The 17725-nt window shown below is 58.8% G+C and carries 15 protein-coding genes and 1 pseudogene; 9 read left to right on the forward strand and 7 right to left on the reverse strand.

The window, feature by feature from the left end; all coding sequences use genetic code 11:
• Positions 1–169 precede the first annotated feature (169 nt).
• Positions 170–717 (forward strand): annotated as a pseudogene (locus tag EPL03_RS19325) (TATA-box-binding protein).
• 501 nt (positions 718–1218) lie between these two features.
• Here the strand turns inward: EPL03_RS19325 and EPL03_RS19335 are convergent.
• Entirely contained in the window at positions 1219–1995 is a 777-nt protein-coding gene (locus EPL03_RS19335) for a hypothetical protein (protein ID WP_135830733.1), read from the reverse strand.
• Between the two features lie 100 nt (positions 1996–2095).
• On the opposite strand from EPL03_RS19335, the gene EPL03_RS19340 reads away from it, so the two are divergent.
• The 4 genes from EPL03_RS19340 (at position 2096) to EPL03_RS19360 (ending at position 6659) form a co-directional block, all read left to right on the forward strand.
• Positions 2096–2710: a hypothetical protein gene (locus EPL03_RS19340; protein ID WP_135830734.1), complete on the forward strand. Its 615-nt coding sequence runs from the start codon at positions 2096–2098 to the stop codon at positions 2708–2710.
• Positions 2707–3681: a hypothetical protein gene (locus tag EPL03_RS19345; RefSeq protein WP_135830735.1), complete on the forward strand. Its 975-nt coding sequence runs from the start codon at positions 2707–2709 to the stop codon at positions 3679–3681. Before EPL03_RS19340 ends, EPL03_RS19345 begins: the two co-directional genes overlap by 4 nt.
• A gap of 83 nt (positions 3682–3764) precedes the next feature.
• Positions 3765–4757, forward strand: coding sequence for a hypothetical protein (locus tag EPL03_RS19350; RefSeq protein WP_135830736.1), 993 nt, complete (start codon positions 3765–3767; stop codon positions 4755–4757).
• Between the two features lie 828 nt (positions 4758–5585).
• Entirely contained in the window at positions 5586–6659 is a 1074-nt protein-coding gene (locus EPL03_RS19360) for a transcription initiation factor IIB (RefSeq protein WP_135830746.1), read from the forward strand.
• 250 nt (positions 6660–6909) lie between these two features.
• On the opposite strand, the gene EPL03_RS19365 is transcribed toward EPL03_RS19360, so the two are convergent.
• From EPL03_RS19365 to EPL03_RS19380, 4 genes are all read right to left on the reverse strand, one after another.
• Positions 6910–7482 carry a hypothetical protein gene (locus EPL03_RS19365; RefSeq protein ID WP_135830737.1) on the reverse strand — a complete coding sequence of 191 codons (573 nt, stop codon included), beginning with the start codon at positions 7480–7482 and terminating at the stop codon, positions 6910–6912.
• A complete protein-coding gene (locus EPL03_RS19370) occupies positions 7479–8228 on the reverse strand; it encodes an ABC transporter ATP-binding protein (RefSeq protein WP_135830738.1) in 750 nt (249 codons plus the stop codon). The genes EPL03_RS19365 and EPL03_RS19370 overlap by 4 nt, the downstream gene beginning before the upstream one ends.
• A complete protein-coding gene (locus EPL03_RS19375) occupies positions 8225–9124 on the reverse strand; it encodes an ABC transporter permease subunit (RefSeq protein ID WP_135830739.1) in 900 nt (299 codons plus the stop codon). The genes EPL03_RS19370 and EPL03_RS19375 overlap by 4 nt, the downstream gene beginning before the upstream one ends.
• A gap of 174 nt (positions 9125–9298) precedes the next feature.
• Positions 9299–10135: a CPBP family intramembrane glutamic endopeptidase gene (locus EPL03_RS19380; protein ID WP_135830740.1), complete on the reverse strand. Its 837-nt coding sequence runs from the start codon at positions 10133–10135 to the stop codon at positions 9299–9301.
• Positions 10136–11126: 991 nt separating this feature from the next.
• Here EPL03_RS19380 and EPL03_RS19385 point away from each other — a divergent pair.
• Entirely contained in the window at positions 11127–11771 is a 645-nt protein-coding gene (locus tag EPL03_RS19385; protein ID WP_135830741.1) for a hypothetical protein, read from the forward strand.
• A 22-nt stretch (positions 11772–11793) separates the two neighbouring features.
• Here the strand turns inward: EPL03_RS19385 and EPL03_RS19390 are convergent, their stop codons facing one another.
• Together EPL03_RS19390 and EPL03_RS19395 are read right to left on the reverse strand one after the other, a co-directional pair.
• Complete coding sequence (locus EPL03_RS19390; protein WP_135830742.1) at positions 11794–13521, reverse strand: type IV secretory system conjugative DNA transfer family protein; 1728 nt, start codon at positions 13519–13521, stop codon at positions 11794–11796.
• 196 nt (positions 13522–13717) lie between these two features.
• On the reverse strand, positions 13718–14080 hold the full coding sequence (locus EPL03_RS19395; protein ID WP_135830743.1) for a DUF7718 family protein: 363 nt from the start codon (positions 14078–14080) through the stop codon (positions 13718–13720).
• 111 nt (positions 14081–14191) lie between these two features.
• On the opposite strand from EPL03_RS19395, the gene EPL03_RS19400 reads away from it, so the two are divergent.
• The 3 genes from EPL03_RS19400 to EPL03_RS19415 all read left to right on the forward strand — a co-directional run bounded on the left by EPL03_RS19400 (position 14192) and on the right by EPL03_RS19415 (position 16247).
• Complete coding sequence (locus EPL03_RS19400) at positions 14192–14587, forward strand: HVO_A0114 family putative DNA-binding protein (RefSeq protein WP_210425045.1); 396 nt, start codon at positions 14192–14194, stop codon at positions 14585–14587.
• A gap of 1076 nt (positions 14588–15663) precedes the next feature.
• Positions 15664–16059 carry a hypothetical protein gene (locus tag EPL03_RS19410; RefSeq protein ID WP_210425046.1) on the forward strand — a complete coding sequence of 132 codons (396 nt, stop codon included), beginning with the start codon at positions 15664–15666 and terminating at the stop codon, positions 16057–16059.
• Positions 16059–16247 carry a hypothetical protein gene (locus tag EPL03_RS19415; protein WP_135830745.1) on the forward strand — a complete coding sequence of 63 codons (189 nt, stop codon included), beginning with the start codon at positions 16059–16061 and terminating at the stop codon, positions 16245–16247. The genes EPL03_RS19410 and EPL03_RS19415 overlap by 1 nt, the downstream gene beginning before the upstream one ends.
• Positions 16248–17725: the final 1478 nt, after the last annotated feature.

Below are 17725 nucleotides of genomic sequence, written 5' to 3' on the forward strand. Positions count from 1 at the left end.
ATCGTGGGGCGTCCTTCAGGTCATCTTCAAATATGCTGAAGAGTACAACCTCGTCGATCGGAATGGATAGCCCCGAGAGCTGAGATAAACTGAGCCCGGTCGCGGTAAGCAGGCTATCGACGTGTTATATAAGGCGATAGATGTATTCTCGACCACGAAGGGTTTCACGATGGTACAGGTCGTCAACGTCGTTGCGTCGGGCGCTCTCGATGTGGAACTCGATCTTGAGGCGGTCGCCCGGGAGCTTGACGACGTCGTCGACTACGATCCCGAGAAATACCCTGGCGCGTACTTCCAGTTCGAGGACGATGCGCCGCTGATAACGCTGTACTGCACCGGGAAGTACATCATCACCGGAGCGGAATCCGAAGCCGAGGTCGGAAGACTCCGAGATGAGTTCCTGGCCATGTTGCATCGCCACGGGATTGTCTCGGCTGCTGATGATGCCTGGTTCACCGTCCAGAACTACGTCTGTATGGCAGATATGGAGCGGTCGCTCAATCTGTCAGCCCTTGCGATCGGCTTAGGGCTTGAAGTGACGGAGTACGAGCCTGAGCAGTTCCCCGGCCTGGTGTACCGACCCCACGACACGCGTGCGTACTCCTGGTCTTTGCCTCTGGGAAGGTAGTAATCACTGGCGCGCAAGAGATCGAGGCAGCTGAAGCAGCCTTCGCAGCGTTCCGTGACTCAATCGAAACACTGCTTGCAGACGAGTGACACACTGATTCGCGACTCTGTTAACCAACAGAATCTGCGTATCGTGAACGTTGTTGGTTAACTGCCGCCAGCTAGCCAAAGCGTTGCATGAGACGGATTTCGAGCAAGAGGCAGGCCGAGAGGTTTTCCCGCAATATGACCAAGGGCTACCATGTCCTTTACCGCGAGCTGGCGGACGCTCCTCGACGAGTGTACGCCATTGCTGCGGATATGACAGTCATTACGCCCCTTGCAGAGACGCGATTCCGAACACCGACGTCCAAGAACCCCGCATCAACATTGATTTCGTCGATTCAGGCGACTCGCAATCACTGCAGCGCGATCAGTTCGAAACGCTGACCGAACGCATCTCTGACGCCGGTGGCACCGTCGAGCTCCAGCGCCTGCCACCAGACACGGAACCGTACACAGCCCTGATCAGTTTGCATCTCGCTACGAGATCGACGACTGCGCAGGCACGCTCACCGAAAACAGCCCCAGTTTTGGAGTCTGTTAGAAGAACTACTCGCCAGCAGAAAACGGATCGCTCCCCAACTTTGAGTCTGAGACCTCCACATCATCCATCTCATACGTAGCCAGCACTCGCTTCACCAGCCCCTTCAGCCACCCACCAGCCACCGGAGACATCACAACCTCATCAATCAACGTGTTCCGATTAACAGAGACACTCCGCCCTGGACCACCCTTGTTCGCGACAAGTTCCTTCAACCCATCACTCACAGCAGCCCGCTCAGGCATATTGAACTCACCCTTCATGATTCGGAACTCCTGCTCCGGCTCGAAACTCGAGCGCTTGTGGAAGAACGGAGATTCACGAGTGATCGGGAACAAATCTCCGCCATCAACGTAGTCCTTGTACTCCACACAGCCCATGAGCATATCATCGGACCATCGAACAGCCCTCCGCAGTTTCCCTACCGTCGTCTTGATCGCAACCTCCTTCCCCCGATCGTTGTACAACTCCCACATCGCGGCGGTTTCCTCGTCCCGATAGTGCCAGCACGAGACGTACGTCGTAGCTCGCAGAGCATCGTACAACTCCCTAACAGACCCGACATTGTCTTCCACGAAGGACGGGATCGTCTCCGAGATTCGTTCAACCTGCTTGGCCGTCAGCCCACCCTCCCATTTGTCGGTGAAATTACTTGCGGCAGAAAACCAGAGCTGGCCCGTCTCTATCAGCGATATGAACTGCGTGAAGTCGATATACCGCCACAGAGTCTCGGTCTCACAGGGAATGTCCGGGTGGAATTCATCATCAGGGAAGTATACGCCCATTTTCCAAAAAGTGCTTCCTGCAAGGTCTTATCTCTGATTATTGGAACGGAACTGTTATTTTCCTGTGGTGAGGGAGTTGTGCTAGAAGAGGCCAAGGTTCGTGACTGTCAATCTGAATCACTTCGCGGAGCCACCGTCGGAGCGAGAGGTACTCCGTTATGCACTCAAGGACATCCTCACTGACTACGCCGAGGACCACCCAGCGCTCCCATTCGATACCGACGACCCCAACCTCGGGACCCTAACCGACCATCGCATCGACTTCGGTGGGAACTACAGCCAGCTGGTATCCCGACTCGACAACCGGTTCAACGGCACGTCATTCGAAGTAAACTCAGACGACCACCTCTCTGTCGACCATCTCAAAGGCATCTTCACGAACCCATCTGCGTCCTACCCCTTGGTTGAGGTTCATCCAGAGCTCTACGAATACCAAGCAGAGAACAACGATTCCGCAGAATCATACATCGTCCAAGAAGGACATCACGACGAAATGCTGGTGCCTCTGCTGATCCCGTTCAGCATCGAAGAAGGACAGGTATTTTATTATGACCCGTTCCTTGATTACTACTCCAATGACACTGCCCCAACCCAGAAGATTTCACGAGGGTTGTTCATCGAGCTGTGGGGCCGGTGTGACCTTACGAGCTGGTCGCTCTGGATAGATCAGGGACAGCAGCGCACGCTAATGGACGTCAACGAGGTTCAATCATGAGTACCGAATCACCACTGAAACTCACCAACCGCGACCTCACGATTAACACAAACGAGTTCGACGCAGAGGGGCTTGAGAGCAAGATTCAGGGACGCCTTCGGTACTACTACAGCCGGCGGCTCTTCGTTCAATCCGTCAACTACGATCCAGACGAAGAATACCTCTCGGCAACAGTCGGTATTACCTACCCGCAGGACGTTTCTGATTCACGCGAACAAGAGAACGTCCTTAAGATGGTGAACATCGGAGATGTTCAGACCCTTACCGCGACCGCAGTTGGGAACAACTACTACAAATTCAATCTCCCATCACGAGCGGATCTCTACTCGGAGTATCAGGACCAACACGAGGAGATGCTCGATGATCTCGATTGGTCGATGGCCAAGGCCATATACAGTCGGGTCTACCAGCTCAACCCCGTCCGGAACCAACTGAACTCTATTGTTCAAATTGTGGATTGGGTGCGCAGAGAGGATGATCTTACGCTTGAGGATATCGATGACGCTCAGACCAACGAGAACACCCACGACTACATTCAGGCGCTTGAAGATCTGGGTTTCCTGCGTGTAAAGGAGAACACAGTCCACCACGGTCGGAAAATCGACTCTGCCGATCTCCAGAACTTGTCACACGAGGAATTCCGTAAGCAGGTCATCGGAGACATCGTCGTTGATGGGTACTACCTGCTTCGGAAGGAACTGGAGCTGATGATGCTCAATCACTTCCCCATCTTCGCTAACTCGTACTATATCAGTGCATTCAGACGTGGGAAGCCGGACCTGTGGTTGACGGTGGAAGACGTGATGGAGAACCTGAAGACAGAATACGACCGGGATGAAGGCCGGTTGGCCGTGGAGGACAAACTCCGCGATCTTGCCCGAGTGGGCGTGGTTGAGTTCGAGAACGGCGAGGTCAGTGGACACCCGGACATCTATCGAGAAGTCCAGCAAGACGCCCCAATCATCGGCTAACGTACGTGCCGAAGAGCTGCAGGAACGCGTTACAAGTACGTGCTGAGCCAAGAGATTTTACCTCGATACGGCCAAGGGCTACTATGCCCTTTACCGCAAGCTGGCGGACGCTCCTCGACGAGTGTGACGCCCTCGCTGCGGACGCCACGCTCATTACGCCGCTGTCGGAGACACGCTTTCGCCTCACCGATGTCCAGGAGCACCGCATCATCATCGAGTTCGTCGACGCAGGAGATTCTCAGCCGCTCCAACGCGAGCAGTTCGAAACGCTAGCCGAGCGCATTACCGACACTGGCGGCACCTTCGAACTCCAGCGCCTGCCCCCGGACGCCGAACCATACGCGGCAGTACTCAGCCTGCATCCCCGGTATGAGATCGACGACCAAGCGGGGACGCTCACTGAAACCGACGAGCCGACGACGTCCCAGCTCATCAAGGGGACGTCCAACCAGCCCGCCGACGAGCAGCCCGACGCCGCAGACCGCACAGAGCCCGACCTCGACGTCTACGCCGATATGCTCCTCTTGATCGACGCCCTCGAGCGCCACGATCCGACGGCACTAGAGGACTGTGAAACGCCGGCGCTCATCAATCTCTATACGCTACTATCGGACGTCCAGCGCAACGCCGGCGACCTCCGACAGGACGTGCGTGAGGTACTCCTTAGACGGGTCCACCACGACCAGCCGGTCCACGGCCAGTATGGGTCAGTCCAGCGGACCAGCCGCCGCAATCGCTCGCTGAAAGACGACAACGAGGTCCTGGCGGTCCTCGAGGACGCGGGCATCCCTCGCGAGCGAATTCTGGCCGTCGACCGCGAGAAAGTCGACGAGGCCCTGGACGTGAGCGAACTCTCCGAATCGGCGGTCTACGAGATCGAGGAGAGCGAGTACGTGCGCAAAGCCGACGTCGACGAGGAGCGCAAGGAAACCCGGCTGCAGGGACTGAAGGATCAGCTCGCACTGAGTGACGATCCCGACGCCAAGGAACTCCGCCAGGAAGTCGACGATCTCGAACAGCGTATCGAGGAGCTGACCGAGTTTAAACCCGGCACGGAAGTCGGGTCCAGGTCGTAGCGACAGTGACCGAACGGAGCTTCAGATAGCTATTAACCAACGCTAACACCTCATTCCCCGCGCTGTTGGTTAAGAACACTCCACCGTTTCCAGTAAACACTCCCCTCGTGCCGAATGAAAACTGGGCTGCTTGCGGGCGGTTTGGTTGGTGGTTCGATTAACCAACATCGGCGGTTGGGATCGGTGAATGTTGGTTAACAGTGGTCGCGTACCCCGTCGACGATTCGCACTATCGAACACGGATACCAGTGATGAAAGCCCTCGGCCGCTCGGCATCCCGCGACCACAGCTGCGCGCCTCGCTTCGCTCGGTGCTTGCAGGGTCGGGGGACGACCGAGACGGCCTCGCCCTTTCTGAGTCCGCCAGGACGCCGGTTGTGGCACCAAGCGTCGAGCCCGGTTGGTCAGGTGGTTCGTAACGGCACGCCCCGCTCGCCGCTGCCGCCCTCCGCGTCGCTCGCGACCGACCATTCCGGGCATGCGGGCGCTCTCCGCACCGCGAGCGCCCGTTCCGGGCTAAAATGGATGTGCCCTCGACGCCAGCGCTTCACCCGTTCGGGTCCTGCGGACCTCGGCGAAGCCGACCGCGACGGACGTAGTTGCGTCGCGGCGAACGGGGAATGCGCTGGCCGCTCGCTCCGGGCGGGTCGCCGCGCGGTGCTGGTTGATTGTTCTCCTCGGGCGCGCTCTCGCTCGCGCCCAAGGGCGCTCGCGAAGGCGCGAGCGAGAGCGCGCAGACGAGTCTGTCGGTCGGTGTCGACGAGAAACCCGCGATGTAGGAGCATCGCGGTGTCGGGCGCGTGAGCGCCTTCAGGAGTCGTGTACTCCAATGTCAAGTACGAGCTTTGTACGGTATGAACCTTCGGTCGAACAGGCATCCGAGAACAGTGAGGCGTCCGAGGAGTCGGTCGTCGAGCACGAGCCGGCGCGGCAGTCGACGTGTCCCGAGTGTGACGGCCAGGTCGTCACCAGCGATGAGGAGTCCTACTGTGTGGACTGTGGTCTCGTCGTCTCAGCGGAGCACGTCGATCACCGGCCGACGCGGGGCGTGCATGGGCCGTCGGACGGGAGCGGTCCCTCAGAGTGGAGCTGCGAGTCGATCAACCCGCTCCGGATCGACAAGGGGCTGCACACGACGTTCTTCCTCGGCAGTGATGGGTACGGGAACTCGCTATCGAGCGAGCAGATGGACAAATTCGAGCGGCTGCGGCAGCGGCACAAGCGCTTCCAAATGGATGATAAGCGCGCGATTCGGCTCAACGAGGGGTATCGCGATATCGAGTCGATCACCGGGAATCTCGCACTCCCCGGGTTCGTGGCCGAGGATGCCGGGCTGTTCCTGAAGCAAGCGGCCGACGCGCGTCTTCCCGGCGGGCGGATGTCGTGGGAGGCACTCGCCGGTGGTGCAGTCGTGCTCGCAGCGACCGAAGCGGGGTTCCCCCGGTCGTGTGACGAGGTCGTGCAGTATACGAAGTCCTCGTACGAGCGAGTGAGCGCGGCAGCGCGGAAGTTGCGGTGCGAGCTCGGTCTAGACGTGCCCCCGGCGCGAGAGGGGATCGTCGACGATGTGCTCATCGCGCTCGACGACAGTCTCGACGTGCAGACATGTCTGGAGCTGCGGGAACTCAGTGACCACTTCCTGGCGATCGCCGACGAGAAACCGGTTGGGCCGGGGACGTCGCGCCTGACGATGGGGGCGGCGGCCGTCTATGCGGCGGATCGGCTCACTGACGGGAAGGTCGTCACCCAAGCGCAGGTGGCTGAAGCAGCAAGCACTGTCGTCGACACCTCGAAAAGTCGAGTCAGCCGGTACTCGCAGGCGTTGCACGACGCCTACGTGGACAAGCACGGAAGCGACGATCCGGGCGCAGTCCTCGAACGCGGCCGCGTCCGACTGCGGTAACGAGCTCTCAAGGCCCTCTTTTTTTTATCGTGACCACCGCCCGGTAACGCCCCGCCTCCCCACCCACCGCTCCCGGCCTCCCTCCGGTCAGCCGGCAGCCACAACCGACACTATAGACAGGTGATCATACAAGTGAAACTAATCGCTCAATATAGGGCAATTCCGTTTCTCCGCCCATTTCTTCGTTGATCTATGGAACGGTCAGACCCACTCTCGACCTAGACGATACACGTCTCGACTCAACAGAGCGTCAGGGCAGCAGCGATCGTTCCTCGACGGTGATGGTGGCTTCAGGATAGAACTCAGTCCACTCCTCGGCGTTCCCCACCCGGTAGAAGAGTGGTACCTCCTCGAAATACCCCCGAAGTGTGTACGTACCGGAACTATAGAAACGATTGCCGTGAATCTCGTACTGGTTCGTGACTGACTGGCCAGCGTCAAGTGGGCGGACGATCGGTACGTTGTCGGTCTGGATACCGTTCGCCGTCACCTCGACCCGATCGGTCTCTCCATACTGGTCCGAGCGGAGCAGAATTTTCCCTCGACCACGCTCGCCCGACCGTGCCAGCGCAAGCAGACCCAGCGGCCAGACACCAGTATTCCGGATACTGATATCCTCGTCATCATCGTTTCGAAGCGTCACGTCGAGCCGAGCCGGACTGTCAACCGTCGCGGCAGCATCCACAAGGTCCAGGTCGAGCGCCAGCGGCCCCGCCGGGTCGGCGACGGAGACATCGGTGACAGTGTACTCGGTGTTCCCCATACAGCCCGCGAGCCCGGTCATCGACACGGTCGCCACCCCGAGGAAGTGACGGCGTTTCATTGCTCCACCTCCCCAGTACGGATCGAGTCCTCGGTGAGTTCGACGAAGATGTCCTCTACCGTTGCGTCGGCCTGGAGTCCGAGTCGGCCCCGGACGTCGGTCAGCGCTCCTTCGTCGACGAGGTGTCCCTGGTGGAGGATACCGATGCGATCACAGACCAGTTCGACCTGCCCAAGGACGTGACTGGAGAAAAACACCGTCGCCCCGCGCTCTGATTCGGCCTTGACGACGTCCCGAACCAACGCCACGCCGTGAGGATCGAGCCCGGTGAACGGTTCGTCGAGGATCAAGAGGTCCGGGTCGCCGACGAGGCTCATCGCAAGCGCGAGGCGCTGTTCCATCCCTTGGGAGAACTCGCCCGCTGGCTGGTCGACGGCGTCGGTGAGGCCAACCCGTTCGAGCAGTGTCGGTGGGTCGTCGTCAGTGCCCTTGGTGTCGATCACCAGTTGGAGGTGGCGTCGGGCAGAGAGGTCGTCGTAGATATCGAATCGATCGGGGAGGATGCCAACCCGCTGGTGGCAGGCGACGACCTCGTCCCAGGGGTCGTGCCCGAGGACCTGCGCCGTTCCCTCGGTCGGCTTGATGTAGTTCATCAGCAGGTTGATCGTCGTCGACTTGCCGGCACCGTTGGGGCCGAGAAAACCATACACTTCGCCTTGCTCGACGGTCAGATCGAGCGCATCGAGAGCGACGGTGCCGTCGTAGTGCTTCGTCAGACCGCTGGTTTCGATGGCTGGCGTCGTCACACCAGATCACCCCGTTCAAAGCGATAGCGGGCAAGTCCCAGCGGCACGACGAGCCACAGCAATAAGACGACGAGTCCCAATATTTCGTGTAGATAGACGGGGATCGGTTTTGTCTCGAATGCTGCCTCAACGACGTACGCGTTGACGGCTGTGGGGGTATGGAGCTTGGTGATCACGCCAGTGTAGCCCGCGCCCGAGTTCCCGACCTCGAGGATCCAGTTCGTGAGGACACGGTATGCTCTATCTGGTGAGATTCTGAGGAGTGCGAACAGCAAGCCGTCGGCCGGTGCATTGGTCGGCGTGGCTGCGAGTCCGGTTAGGTTGCTGTAGGTCATCCCTGCAACTGTCTTCCAGAGGACCGTCAACACGAGGTAGACGACGCCGAAGATCACACCGGTCGCACGGACTGTACTCGTTGTCACCGCCGAGACTGCTGTCGCGATCGAGACGAGAACAACGACGTACAGGAGCATCGCAAGGAAGACAGCCAGAAACAGGAGCGGCGAAAAGAGGCCGAACCGGGCGACTCCGATCAGACCCAGCACGAGTGCGGCCGCCGTAACGGGAATCGCGATCCCCGCACTTCGGCCGAGGATTTTGCCGACGAGGATGTCGGTTCGCGTGAGCGGCAATCCGAGGACGAACTTCAGACTCCCCGACGTCCGCTCGCCGACGATCGACCGGTAACTCAACAGGAGGACGCCCAGTGGGAGCAAAAATGTGCTCGCGACTTGGACGAACCCGACTGTCATATCTGGTCCGAGGTAGTCCCAGCCGACGTAGCTCGGTCGGTATCCCCAGAGGACGAGGAGGATCGCCAGCGCCCACGGACCTTTGGAGGTGAGGATCGTGCGGGCTTCCTTGCGTGCGAGCGGGAACCATCGCGGGCGGGCCATATGCGCCCCTCTGTAACACGAGCCAATAGTAGTGTCCGTTTAGTGCGCCCACCGCCCGGTACCGCCCCGACCGCCCCACCCACCTCCACGGTCCGGGCGTGCACTGCGTGCCGGGCTTTCGCCGCCGAGTTGTTCGACCACCTCCACATCGCGGCGAATGTGGACCGGAGTGGCTCACTCAGGTTCTCGGCGTGACTCGGCGACCGGATATGCATGGCCGTGGAATCCAACCGTCGTTGCCACTCGCACACGAGTGGTTTCGCCCGGTTCGACATTGGCGACGTGGAGTGTCTCGTTCGCTGGTGTGTACGCTCGATACAGCCCGTGAGCCTCTGGTTGCGGACCATGATCGTCGACCGTCACCGTGTATTCCTCGCCCGGCGCGAAGGGATGTTGCCAGCGTCTCCACCACTCTCTGCCGACCTCCAGCGCCATCGCAGTTGCGTTATTGCCCGCATGCACCAGCACTGCTACCCACCAGAGCCCTACCGCCCACAGATATAGACAAAGCAACCCACCGACAAATACCGGTGCTGTCGCCCGACGGTAGCCGCGCGGATTCAGCGTATGGACGTACGCCCAGAGTACCGACCCACCGATCAACAGCGGGAGCCGATACCCGTCCAGTGTCAGCGCCAGCAGCAATGGACCACCCCGAAAGGTGAGTTCCTCGACCACCGGCGCGACTACAGCTGACCGGACCCCAAACCGTGCCTTCCGACGCCACCACTCTCGCTCCCAGTCGAGCTGCTCCTTGAGATCCGTGACCGAGTACGTTTCCGTACCTTCCGTATCCTCCGTGTCGTCAGTGCGTTCGCGATCGGGAAACTCGAACCAGCCGAGCGGATCGGTCCCTGTCACCCTGACGAGCCAGAATTTGCTTCGACGGATGATGCGGCCGAGGCCGATGCTCGCGACAGTGAGTACAACCCATGCCGCAACGATCGGTACCGGGTATACCACCCGCGTTCCCGTAATGGTCGGAACCGAGATGCCCGGTCCGAATGCCATGTGCCAACAGCGAAAGCATGGCTGAAAAGCGCACCGAGGAAATCCCGTCTGTCCCCACGACGTCTACTGCCCGGTAACGGGCCACCTCCCCACCCTCCGCTCCCGGTCTCCCTCCGGTCGACCGGCAGCCACAACCGACAGCACTGCAACGTCGAGTATTCACCCCTGGTTTCCGTCGTCCATTTCGTTTCCCTGTGAAAGTGAGATGTGCGTAGACGGCCGTCTCAAGCGGCTTATTGACGGTTTACATTCCGAATATGGGGTGTTCTTCGACAATCGGTGTATCTCGAGACTGGGCGTGGTTCGTTGGGGTTTCGCATTGACATCACCAGAAGCGTAACGCGGGATGAGGCGAAGATGCACGATTCAGAAACTGATTAACCAACAGGACAGGCGATGTAGTTCTCTGTTGGTTAACTGTAGTGATAGCGCGATTTCTTTATTCAGTTTGGCGTCTGAAATCGGAACACCGAATCGCTACGTGGATGTGTGAGCTCAACAGTACGAACAGATAGGTATACAACCTCAGAACTTGATCTACCGGTATGGCATTTTGTGATTATTGTGACGACAAGGTCCCACCCGGCGAAGGATTAGATTCTCCCCGTAACAGCGCCCACATATTCTGCAATAGAACGTGCATGAGAAGATATCAGGAACAGGAAAACGAAGGTGAGTGAAGAGGAAAACCGCCGAACCAATCTTATCAGATGAGTCGTTTATACCCTGAATCTATCACTCTATCCGTTATCGAATCCACGGTATGGGACTGTTCTCTGACACCCCCTTCTGGAGGACAGTTATTGCGATCCTTGCCCGATGATCCCTCCACCGCCCCTCCCTCCGCTCCCGGCCTCCCTCCGGTCGGCCGGCAGCCACAACCTCATTGACAACCCCTGAAGGAACGTCGTCCTTCAGCTGGGATCAACCGACCGAGGCCCAGATCATGGCAGGTTTCTGTTCCCCCAGTAGCGTGGAGGCACCGTAGCCAATGGCAACAGACCCCTCGTTCAGACTCGAACTCGACACCGCAACCGCCCTTCGCGACTGGCTCCTCGATGCAAGCCATCGCGATACCACCGATACAGTCGTTGCTGAATCGCTCGCAGAACTCGCTGCTGGCATCAACGGGCAGCTCCACAGTCAGTCCGAGTACCTCGAAATCGGCGTGTCGACGACGAAATTCCCCCCGACGAACTCGTCTTCGAGCCCCGATGACCAGAGCGAGATGAGTGAAACCGCTGATCCGTCCGGCCAGGATACCGACGCAGCTGACTGTCCGGCTGAACGTGGCTCAGTCGATACGGAGCACACGGATCCGTCTCAGGTCTATGATGCCCTACCCAGCGATGCGTGGCACTCCCCGACTGGAGAGGATAGTACTTGCTCGGAGGGTTCGTCGACGTCGACGACCGGTTACGAACAGACACCGACTGCTGGACGGAGCCGCAACCGCCCCGATACCGACGAGGACTCCGGCGCGTTCCAGTTCGTTACATCGTACGAATGCGGGGTGTGTGGGGCCGTTCAGGAGATGGAAACCTCACTGCAGGTCTGTGCATTCATCGACAACTGCGCGGCCTGCGGCGCGGTCGACGTCCGGTTCAGTGCAGTCGGAATCCCGGAACCAATGTAGGGACGTTATCTTCTCGCTGCCGTCACTCTTTCGTCGCGCGTTCAAGCGCTCGCTCGAGCTGCGCTCGAATCGCTGTAAAGCGGGCGATCAGGCCGCGCATCCAACCGTCGGGGACGATGACGATCGCCTCGCCATCGTCGAGGCGTTCGAGGTCGCTTTCGGCGATCGGATGCGTTTCATCCTGGAGTTCCTGGCGGCCGACGGAGCGTCCGTCACGGTCATGTACGGGGACGGACCGGCGCTGTTCCTCACGGCCGATCTGTGACCGGGCGTACTCGACGCTCGCTGCATCGCCGACCCGCATGATTACTGATTGGACGAGGCCGCTCAGTAGCGCATTCGCGCGGTCTTTCCCGTAGGCGTCGTGGAGCTGTGCGACCGACTGGACGCCGAGCAGGAGTTGGGTGTTCCGGCCCCGTCCCGCGTTGATCAGGTCACCGATCTTCCGGAGACTAGGAAGGCGCGCGAACTCGTCCAGGACGAAATACGTATCTTGGTCGTCAGCAAGCGCAAAGCGTGCTGCCCAGTCGATGAAGAATCGAAATGCGGGTTGGACCGCGTCACCCTCTGTGATCGGGAAGTCCAAGAGCAACGTCCGCCCCTGTGGGTCCTGCATGTACTCGCGGATCGAGAACTCGCCCGCTTCAGCGAAGTCGCCGCGGAAGAGGTCAGCGATGATCTGCTGAAAGTTCGCGTAGACGCCTGCAGCCTGTCGTTCTGAATCCGGATCGATTGCCGAGGCCGCCGCAGTGAGATCCGAATGTTCGGTAAGCTGCTCGTGCATCTCTTGTTTATCGGTCGACTGGACAAACGCCACAAGATCCGCGTTCGTCGGCGTTGTGTCGTCCGCTTGGGCTTCCCGGTGGAGATACGTCACGACCGCAACGAACAGCTGGCGTGCGGCTGGACTGAAGAACTCAGATCCCTCCGTTTTAGGAAACAGTGCTCGGCCGATTTCGTCGATATCGCCCTCGCGTTCGATTTCGGCGAAGAGATTCCAGTGTGCGGTTGCGCCCGTCGACGAGAGGTAAATCAGGTCCTCGTGGTTGTGGTCGCGCTCGAGGATGTCCTGATATTCGCCTTTGTAGTCGAAGACGACAAACGGATCGTCAGCCCCAGCCTGCATCTGATGGGAGAGATGTTTGATCGTCTCCGTCTTCCCCGCGCCCGTCTCCCCGAGGACGAGAATTGAACGGTCCTTCTGCAGTGGGAAAAACCGTGAGAGGCTCATGTGATCGCTCACAGCAGAGAGTCCCCGAAACGGCAGGACGTAGTTCCCGTCGCTGATGATTCTATAGAGTTCGCGTTCCGTGTCCCAGGTACGCAGTCGCTGGCCAGTATAGGCTGTAGCGCCGAGGATGCCGATGAAGCCGCCGACGCGGAGTAGCGTGAACTGCTCGACGAGCGGGAGGGCCATGCCGGTCAGATATCCCGCCTGATGGAGGATGAGCTCGGCCAGTTGTGCGAGCAGGAGGACGTGGAACGCCCAGAACAGTTTGAGGTGTGCTGGAAAGAGCAGGACAGTTCCGACTGCCCCGACCAGGTAGAACAGCGGGACGAGCCAGAGTGCGCGACTGCGATGTAACCCTTCGAATTTGAGGGCAGTGAAATTCGCCCGCTCGAGGATGGCATACACCCAGGGAAACAGCAGCGCGGCCGCCATCACCGCCACGATTTTGAAGAAGATCTCTACCTCGTCCTCTTGCCGGTAGTCCTCAGTTTGAGACTCGGAATCGGTACGTTTGCTCACGAGTTCACTCTCCAATTGTGCCGTTGACTAACTGAATGTGGAAGTGTCTTCTCCATCGGTCTGTGATGAGGGTATCAGTGGACTGGTCGCATCCCTGTTCGATGTGCAGTACACGGGTGCTGGCGTCGAACCGAATGCCGATGCGCCCGGGACGTCCGGCGGTATCTTCGATCCAATCGAGGAGCTCTAACTTCATTCACCGCCAGCCGCCGTGCGCTTGGTGGTAGGTTTCGGCGTAGTGTCGCCAGTCCTCGCGCAGACGTTCCTCAGCATTCTCAGCATCAAAATCCGACGGGAGAGAGGTATCTTTCCCGCCTTCTTCGCTATAGAATCGGTCGATGTGTGGGCCGCCGTGCTTTCGATCGTCGATCCGGACGATGTGCTCATGTGAGGCGTCGGGTGCGTCCTCAGACGGCATCCAGTAGAACAACCAGACAGCGAAATCGGTCGTCACGGGGGTGGTCGCGGTGTCGACGGCGTCAGAGAGATCGACCGCAAGGCGAATCATCCGCCCTTTGTGTGTGCCGAGAGGGTAGGCGTAGTCATACGATTCAGACATACTCGCTCATACCGATTTTCGAAGCCTAGCATAAAACGCTACCCAAGATACCACCCTCACTGGTGGATCAATCGGCCGTCCCCGCGAAATTCAGCAGAGGTTTTATGACTATTGACTTCTAATGCAACAGTAGAGAGGTTGATATATGTGTCTGAAATAAGCCATGCGGGAGACGAGACGGCTGACCGCGTTGCAGACAGGGCCGAGTTCAGCCGCACGCTCGCCCAGAGCGACTACGATAACGTGACTGTGCTCGCCCTCAGCGAGGCAGCGGACGTCCTCACAGACCGGCGACGGGAACTCATCGACGCGCTTCGCGTGGGCGAATACGAGTCTATCCGCGACCTCGCCCGAGAGGTCGGCCGTGACAAAGGTGCCGTCTCGCGGGACCTCGCCGTCCTCGCCGAGCACGGCGTCACGACGCTCGAGGAGAACGGCCGTGCAAAGCGCCCGGTCCTCCGGACCGGCACGATCGTCGTCGAGCCGGTCGCCGTCACCCACGGCTGACGACGCTATCGCTGCGCACCACTAGCGCGTGCTGTTCTCAGCTGGCTCGCCAGCTACCGACGCGGCTGTTTTTCACTCGAAACGCGGTGTGTTACCAGTAGTTGCCAATACGGTTTCTTTATTCAGTGGATAAGGTGAAGCGCCCGGTAAGTACAGACGAACTACTCTGGGGTCAGTCCCACCACAATATCTGCTATCACATATGACGGAGCGAGAATCATCACAGCAAAGGAGACGATAGACGCTATAGAGACAAATATGCTGGCTGGGAACGTAGGCGATGAGAAATCACTCGTCAGCGTCATCATCGCCAAAAGAAATAGTCCGACAATGTGGTAAAACTCATTTTTATCCATAGGAGAATTTGATGGGATTTACCCAAAGTTGTTTCGATAGGTAAGCAGCTCCACTTACCGATTCAGCCGCCTCAGTTCCAGCACTGCTCTGAATAAAGAAACCGCACTAGCAACAACTGTTACAGGTCGATACCGGGTGTCGGCCGTATCAACCAACACTGGAACCAGTGGTGTGTTCGGCGGCAGAAGGGCAGAGAATCCGGAAAGGGATACAAACGGATTAACCAACAGAAACGCGGTATGACGCGTCAGTGTTGGTTAATCGCTGACCGCGTGGACATCGTCGAGACGTCAGTCGAGAGCGTGCCTATTGCTGTCGGTCGCTCATCGAGCCCCGCTATTGCGCCGTACCGACCCAGCTGGGGCAGCGCGAGTTACTCAGGAACCTCGGTGTGTGCGTGTCGTCAGGCGCGGCCGCCCGCGGTCGCCGTGCTCGCTCGCGCGAATGGGTCGCGCGCCAGCGGGTATGCCCGTCGGTTCCTGCGCTCCAGTTGGTGCTCGGAACTGTCCTCACTCCGCTCCCGTTGGTCGCTCCGTTCGGCGACCGGGCATACTCCGCTGGACGGTCGCGTGGCTGCGGGCGTTGCGCCTTCCTCTGTGACCCGCTCGCGCCAGGGCACCCGAGGCGCGAGCGGTAGCCCGCAGTGTCGAGGTTCAGGTCGTCGGGAAGAGGATGAATGAAGACGCGGCGTTCGCCGCGCCTCGCACCTTGTGAGTGCAATGTCGAGTAACAACGAGAGCGGTAAGAGCGTACTGGTACAGACCGAACTCAGCGAGTTCCGAACGACGATCCCACCGGTCGTCACCGATGGCGGCCATCGCATTGAGGATGCGCGGACGCAGCGGGCGTTGACCGAGGAGATGGACGTGTGGCTCTCGCAGGAAGGCGGCATCTATGGTGTCCAGAAGGGTGCAAGCGGCAGCATCTATGAGGTCGACGTCGTTTCAGAGACGTGCTCGTGCCCGGACTGGCAGACAGGCGAGCCAGACGGTGGGTGCAAACACCTCCGGCGGGTCGACATGGAGATTCGAGCCGGTCGAGTCCCGCGCCCAGATGGCCGACTCACCGAGAGTGCGGCGGTGATCGAACTGCCAGCTGAGGAGGTACGACGGTGATGTTGGTCTGTGAGTGTGGGAGTCGGCGGCTAGAGTTGGAGCGTGCAAGCCAGAACGAAGCGGCGAACGGCTTCTTCGAGTTCTATCGCTGTGCGGTCTGTGGTCGAACGGGAAGCTACGAGGTCGACGATGTCGCCGGGATCGACTGGACGAACGGCTGTGTGACGACTGAGGAGCAGATGCCGTAGCTGCGAATACCCGGCACTCGTTTTTCGTATCCCGAACCACCCCTCCACCTCCAGGTTCCGAGCGCTCACAGTCGTCGTGAGCGCTGGGCTTTCCCGATGGTTGTTTCGCGATTAGCTCCGGACACGACACCCACCGTTATCGATTTGTAACGAGGTCCTGTTCAGCCCCAGCTCCTCAACAGGAACCTCGTGTGTCTGTCCGGTCGAGCAACTGGTGGCCCGAGAATGCGAATCCGTGGATCGTCGACGAGTAGCGATGCATCGGCCCGTCGATGACTGATTCGAGAAGTGGCTGTCTTGTTGTACGATCTGAAGGACTTGGTAGACGCTTCCGAGAAGAGTGGGGGGTTGACCGAGCTATGTGCGATGGAAATTCGGTGTGGCTCACCGCGTGGCAGGCTAAAACCCTGCTGGCACTTTTAGAGAAAGCGCCAGACAGCGCCGGAATATCTGTGCGCTGGTATGGAGATACTGTGCGGTGGTTTGGGGATTGATATATTAGTGCCTCATGGAGGATCAGTGATTACACTCTCGTGACATTCAAAACCGAAATTTAAGCAAGAACTTTCGCCCCTCTCCAGCATAGATGTACTATGGGTTCGATTCGAGATCTGGTCGAACGATTAGAACCAGGTGACAAAGTCCGGTGGTACGCGGAAACAGATAGTATTCAACGCGCCCCTTGTAGAGCGAAGAGAATTGATCTTAATCCAAGAACCGCTATCGTAGAGTTGGAGGGTTCTCGAGGTGGGGAATATAGAATCACGGTTCCTGACAAAGACAAACCTACCATCGCTTACATCCAACCAGGAGGCGATGAAGACGACTATGGGGAGCTGAAGTGGCTATCCGTAGTTGCTGGCGGTGATTTTCGCCACAATACCCTGTATAGCGACGATTCCTGAAGAGAAACTACTCTGTGTAGATCCCCTTATCGATCCATCGATACACAGACAAATGGGTTTGTAAACTGTCCTCTTACATCCGACTAACTGGAAAAACGAGACCTATGTACGACGAGCAAAAAGTAAAGTACCGAGAATGACGCAGTGTCCAGTCTGTGAGAGTGAGAAGGACTATCAACGGATCGGCCAACATTGGTCGAACTCGACGTCGTGCGATTTCCCGTATCCAAGCGAGAGCGAGCGAGCGGTTTTCACTGGGCTCTGGTTAGCGGGCGCGACCGTCTCGGAGACTGGCAACAATCCGCTGCTAGTGAAGACAACAAAATACAAGCAGGCGTTAGAGTGGATCGCTGAGGAGATCGGCATCTGGCACAGTACGATCAAGGAAGGGGCAGGCCGCGAGACGCTTACTGAAGTCGCTGGTGACCAGACGGAACACAAACACGCATTCGTCTTTAGCTAAGACTCACACCTCGGTTGCGTAGTGGTAGCGAGCGTCTCTTGTAGGATCGGTCGTTGTTGGTGGATCTTCTGTGCATCTTCGATCAGCCGCTCCAACAGCGGCGGTGGCGA

This window comes from Halorussus halobius, assembly GCF_004765805.1.
Lineage (GTDB): Archaea > Halobacteriota > Halobacteria > Halobacteriales > Haladaptataceae > Halorussus > Halorussus halobius.

Bases quoted from the DNA above. Each gene is read 5' to 3' on its own strand.
- EPL03_RS19335 (WP_135830733.1), bottom strand. From the start codon at position 1,995: ATGGGCGTATACTTCCCTGATGATGAATTCCACCCGGACATTCCCTGT.
- EPL03_RS19345 (WP_135830735.1), top strand. From the start codon at position 2,707: ATGAGTACCGAATCACCACTGAAACTCACCAACCGCGACCTCACGATT.
- EPL03_RS19350 (WP_135830736.1), top strand. From the start codon at position 3,765: ATGCCCTTTACCGCAAGCTGGCGGACGCTCCTCGACGAGTGTGACGCC.
- EPL03_RS19360 (WP_135830746.1), top strand. From the start codon at position 5,586: ATGTCAAGTACGAGCTTTGTACGGTATGAACCTTCGGTCGAACAGGCA.
- EPL03_RS19365 (WP_135830737.1), bottom strand. From the start codon at position 7,482: ATGAAACGCCGTCACTTCCTCGGGGTGGCGACCGTGTCGATGACCGGG.
- EPL03_RS19375 (WP_135830739.1), bottom strand. From the start codon at position 9,124: ATGGCCCGCCCGCGATGGTTCCCGCTCGCACGCAAGGAAGCCCGCACG.
- EPL03_RS19380 (WP_135830740.1), bottom strand. From the start codon at position 10,135: ATGGCATTCGGACCGGGCATCTCGGTTCCGACCATTACGGGAACGCGG.
- EPL03_RS19385 (WP_135830741.1), top strand. From the start codon at position 11,127: ATGGCAACAGACCCCTCGTTCAGACTCGAACTCGACACCGCAACCGCC.
- EPL03_RS19395 (WP_135830743.1), bottom strand. From the start codon at position 14,080: ATGTCTGAATCGTATGACTACGCCTACCCTCTCGGCACACACAAAGGG.
- EPL03_RS19410 (WP_210425046.1), top strand. From the start codon at position 15,664: ATGTCGAGTAACAACGAGAGCGGTAAGAGCGTACTGGTACAGACCGAA.
- EPL03_RS19415 (WP_135830745.1), top strand. From the start codon at position 16,059: ATGTTGGTCTGTGAGTGTGGGAGTCGGCGGCTAGAGTTGGAGCGTGCA.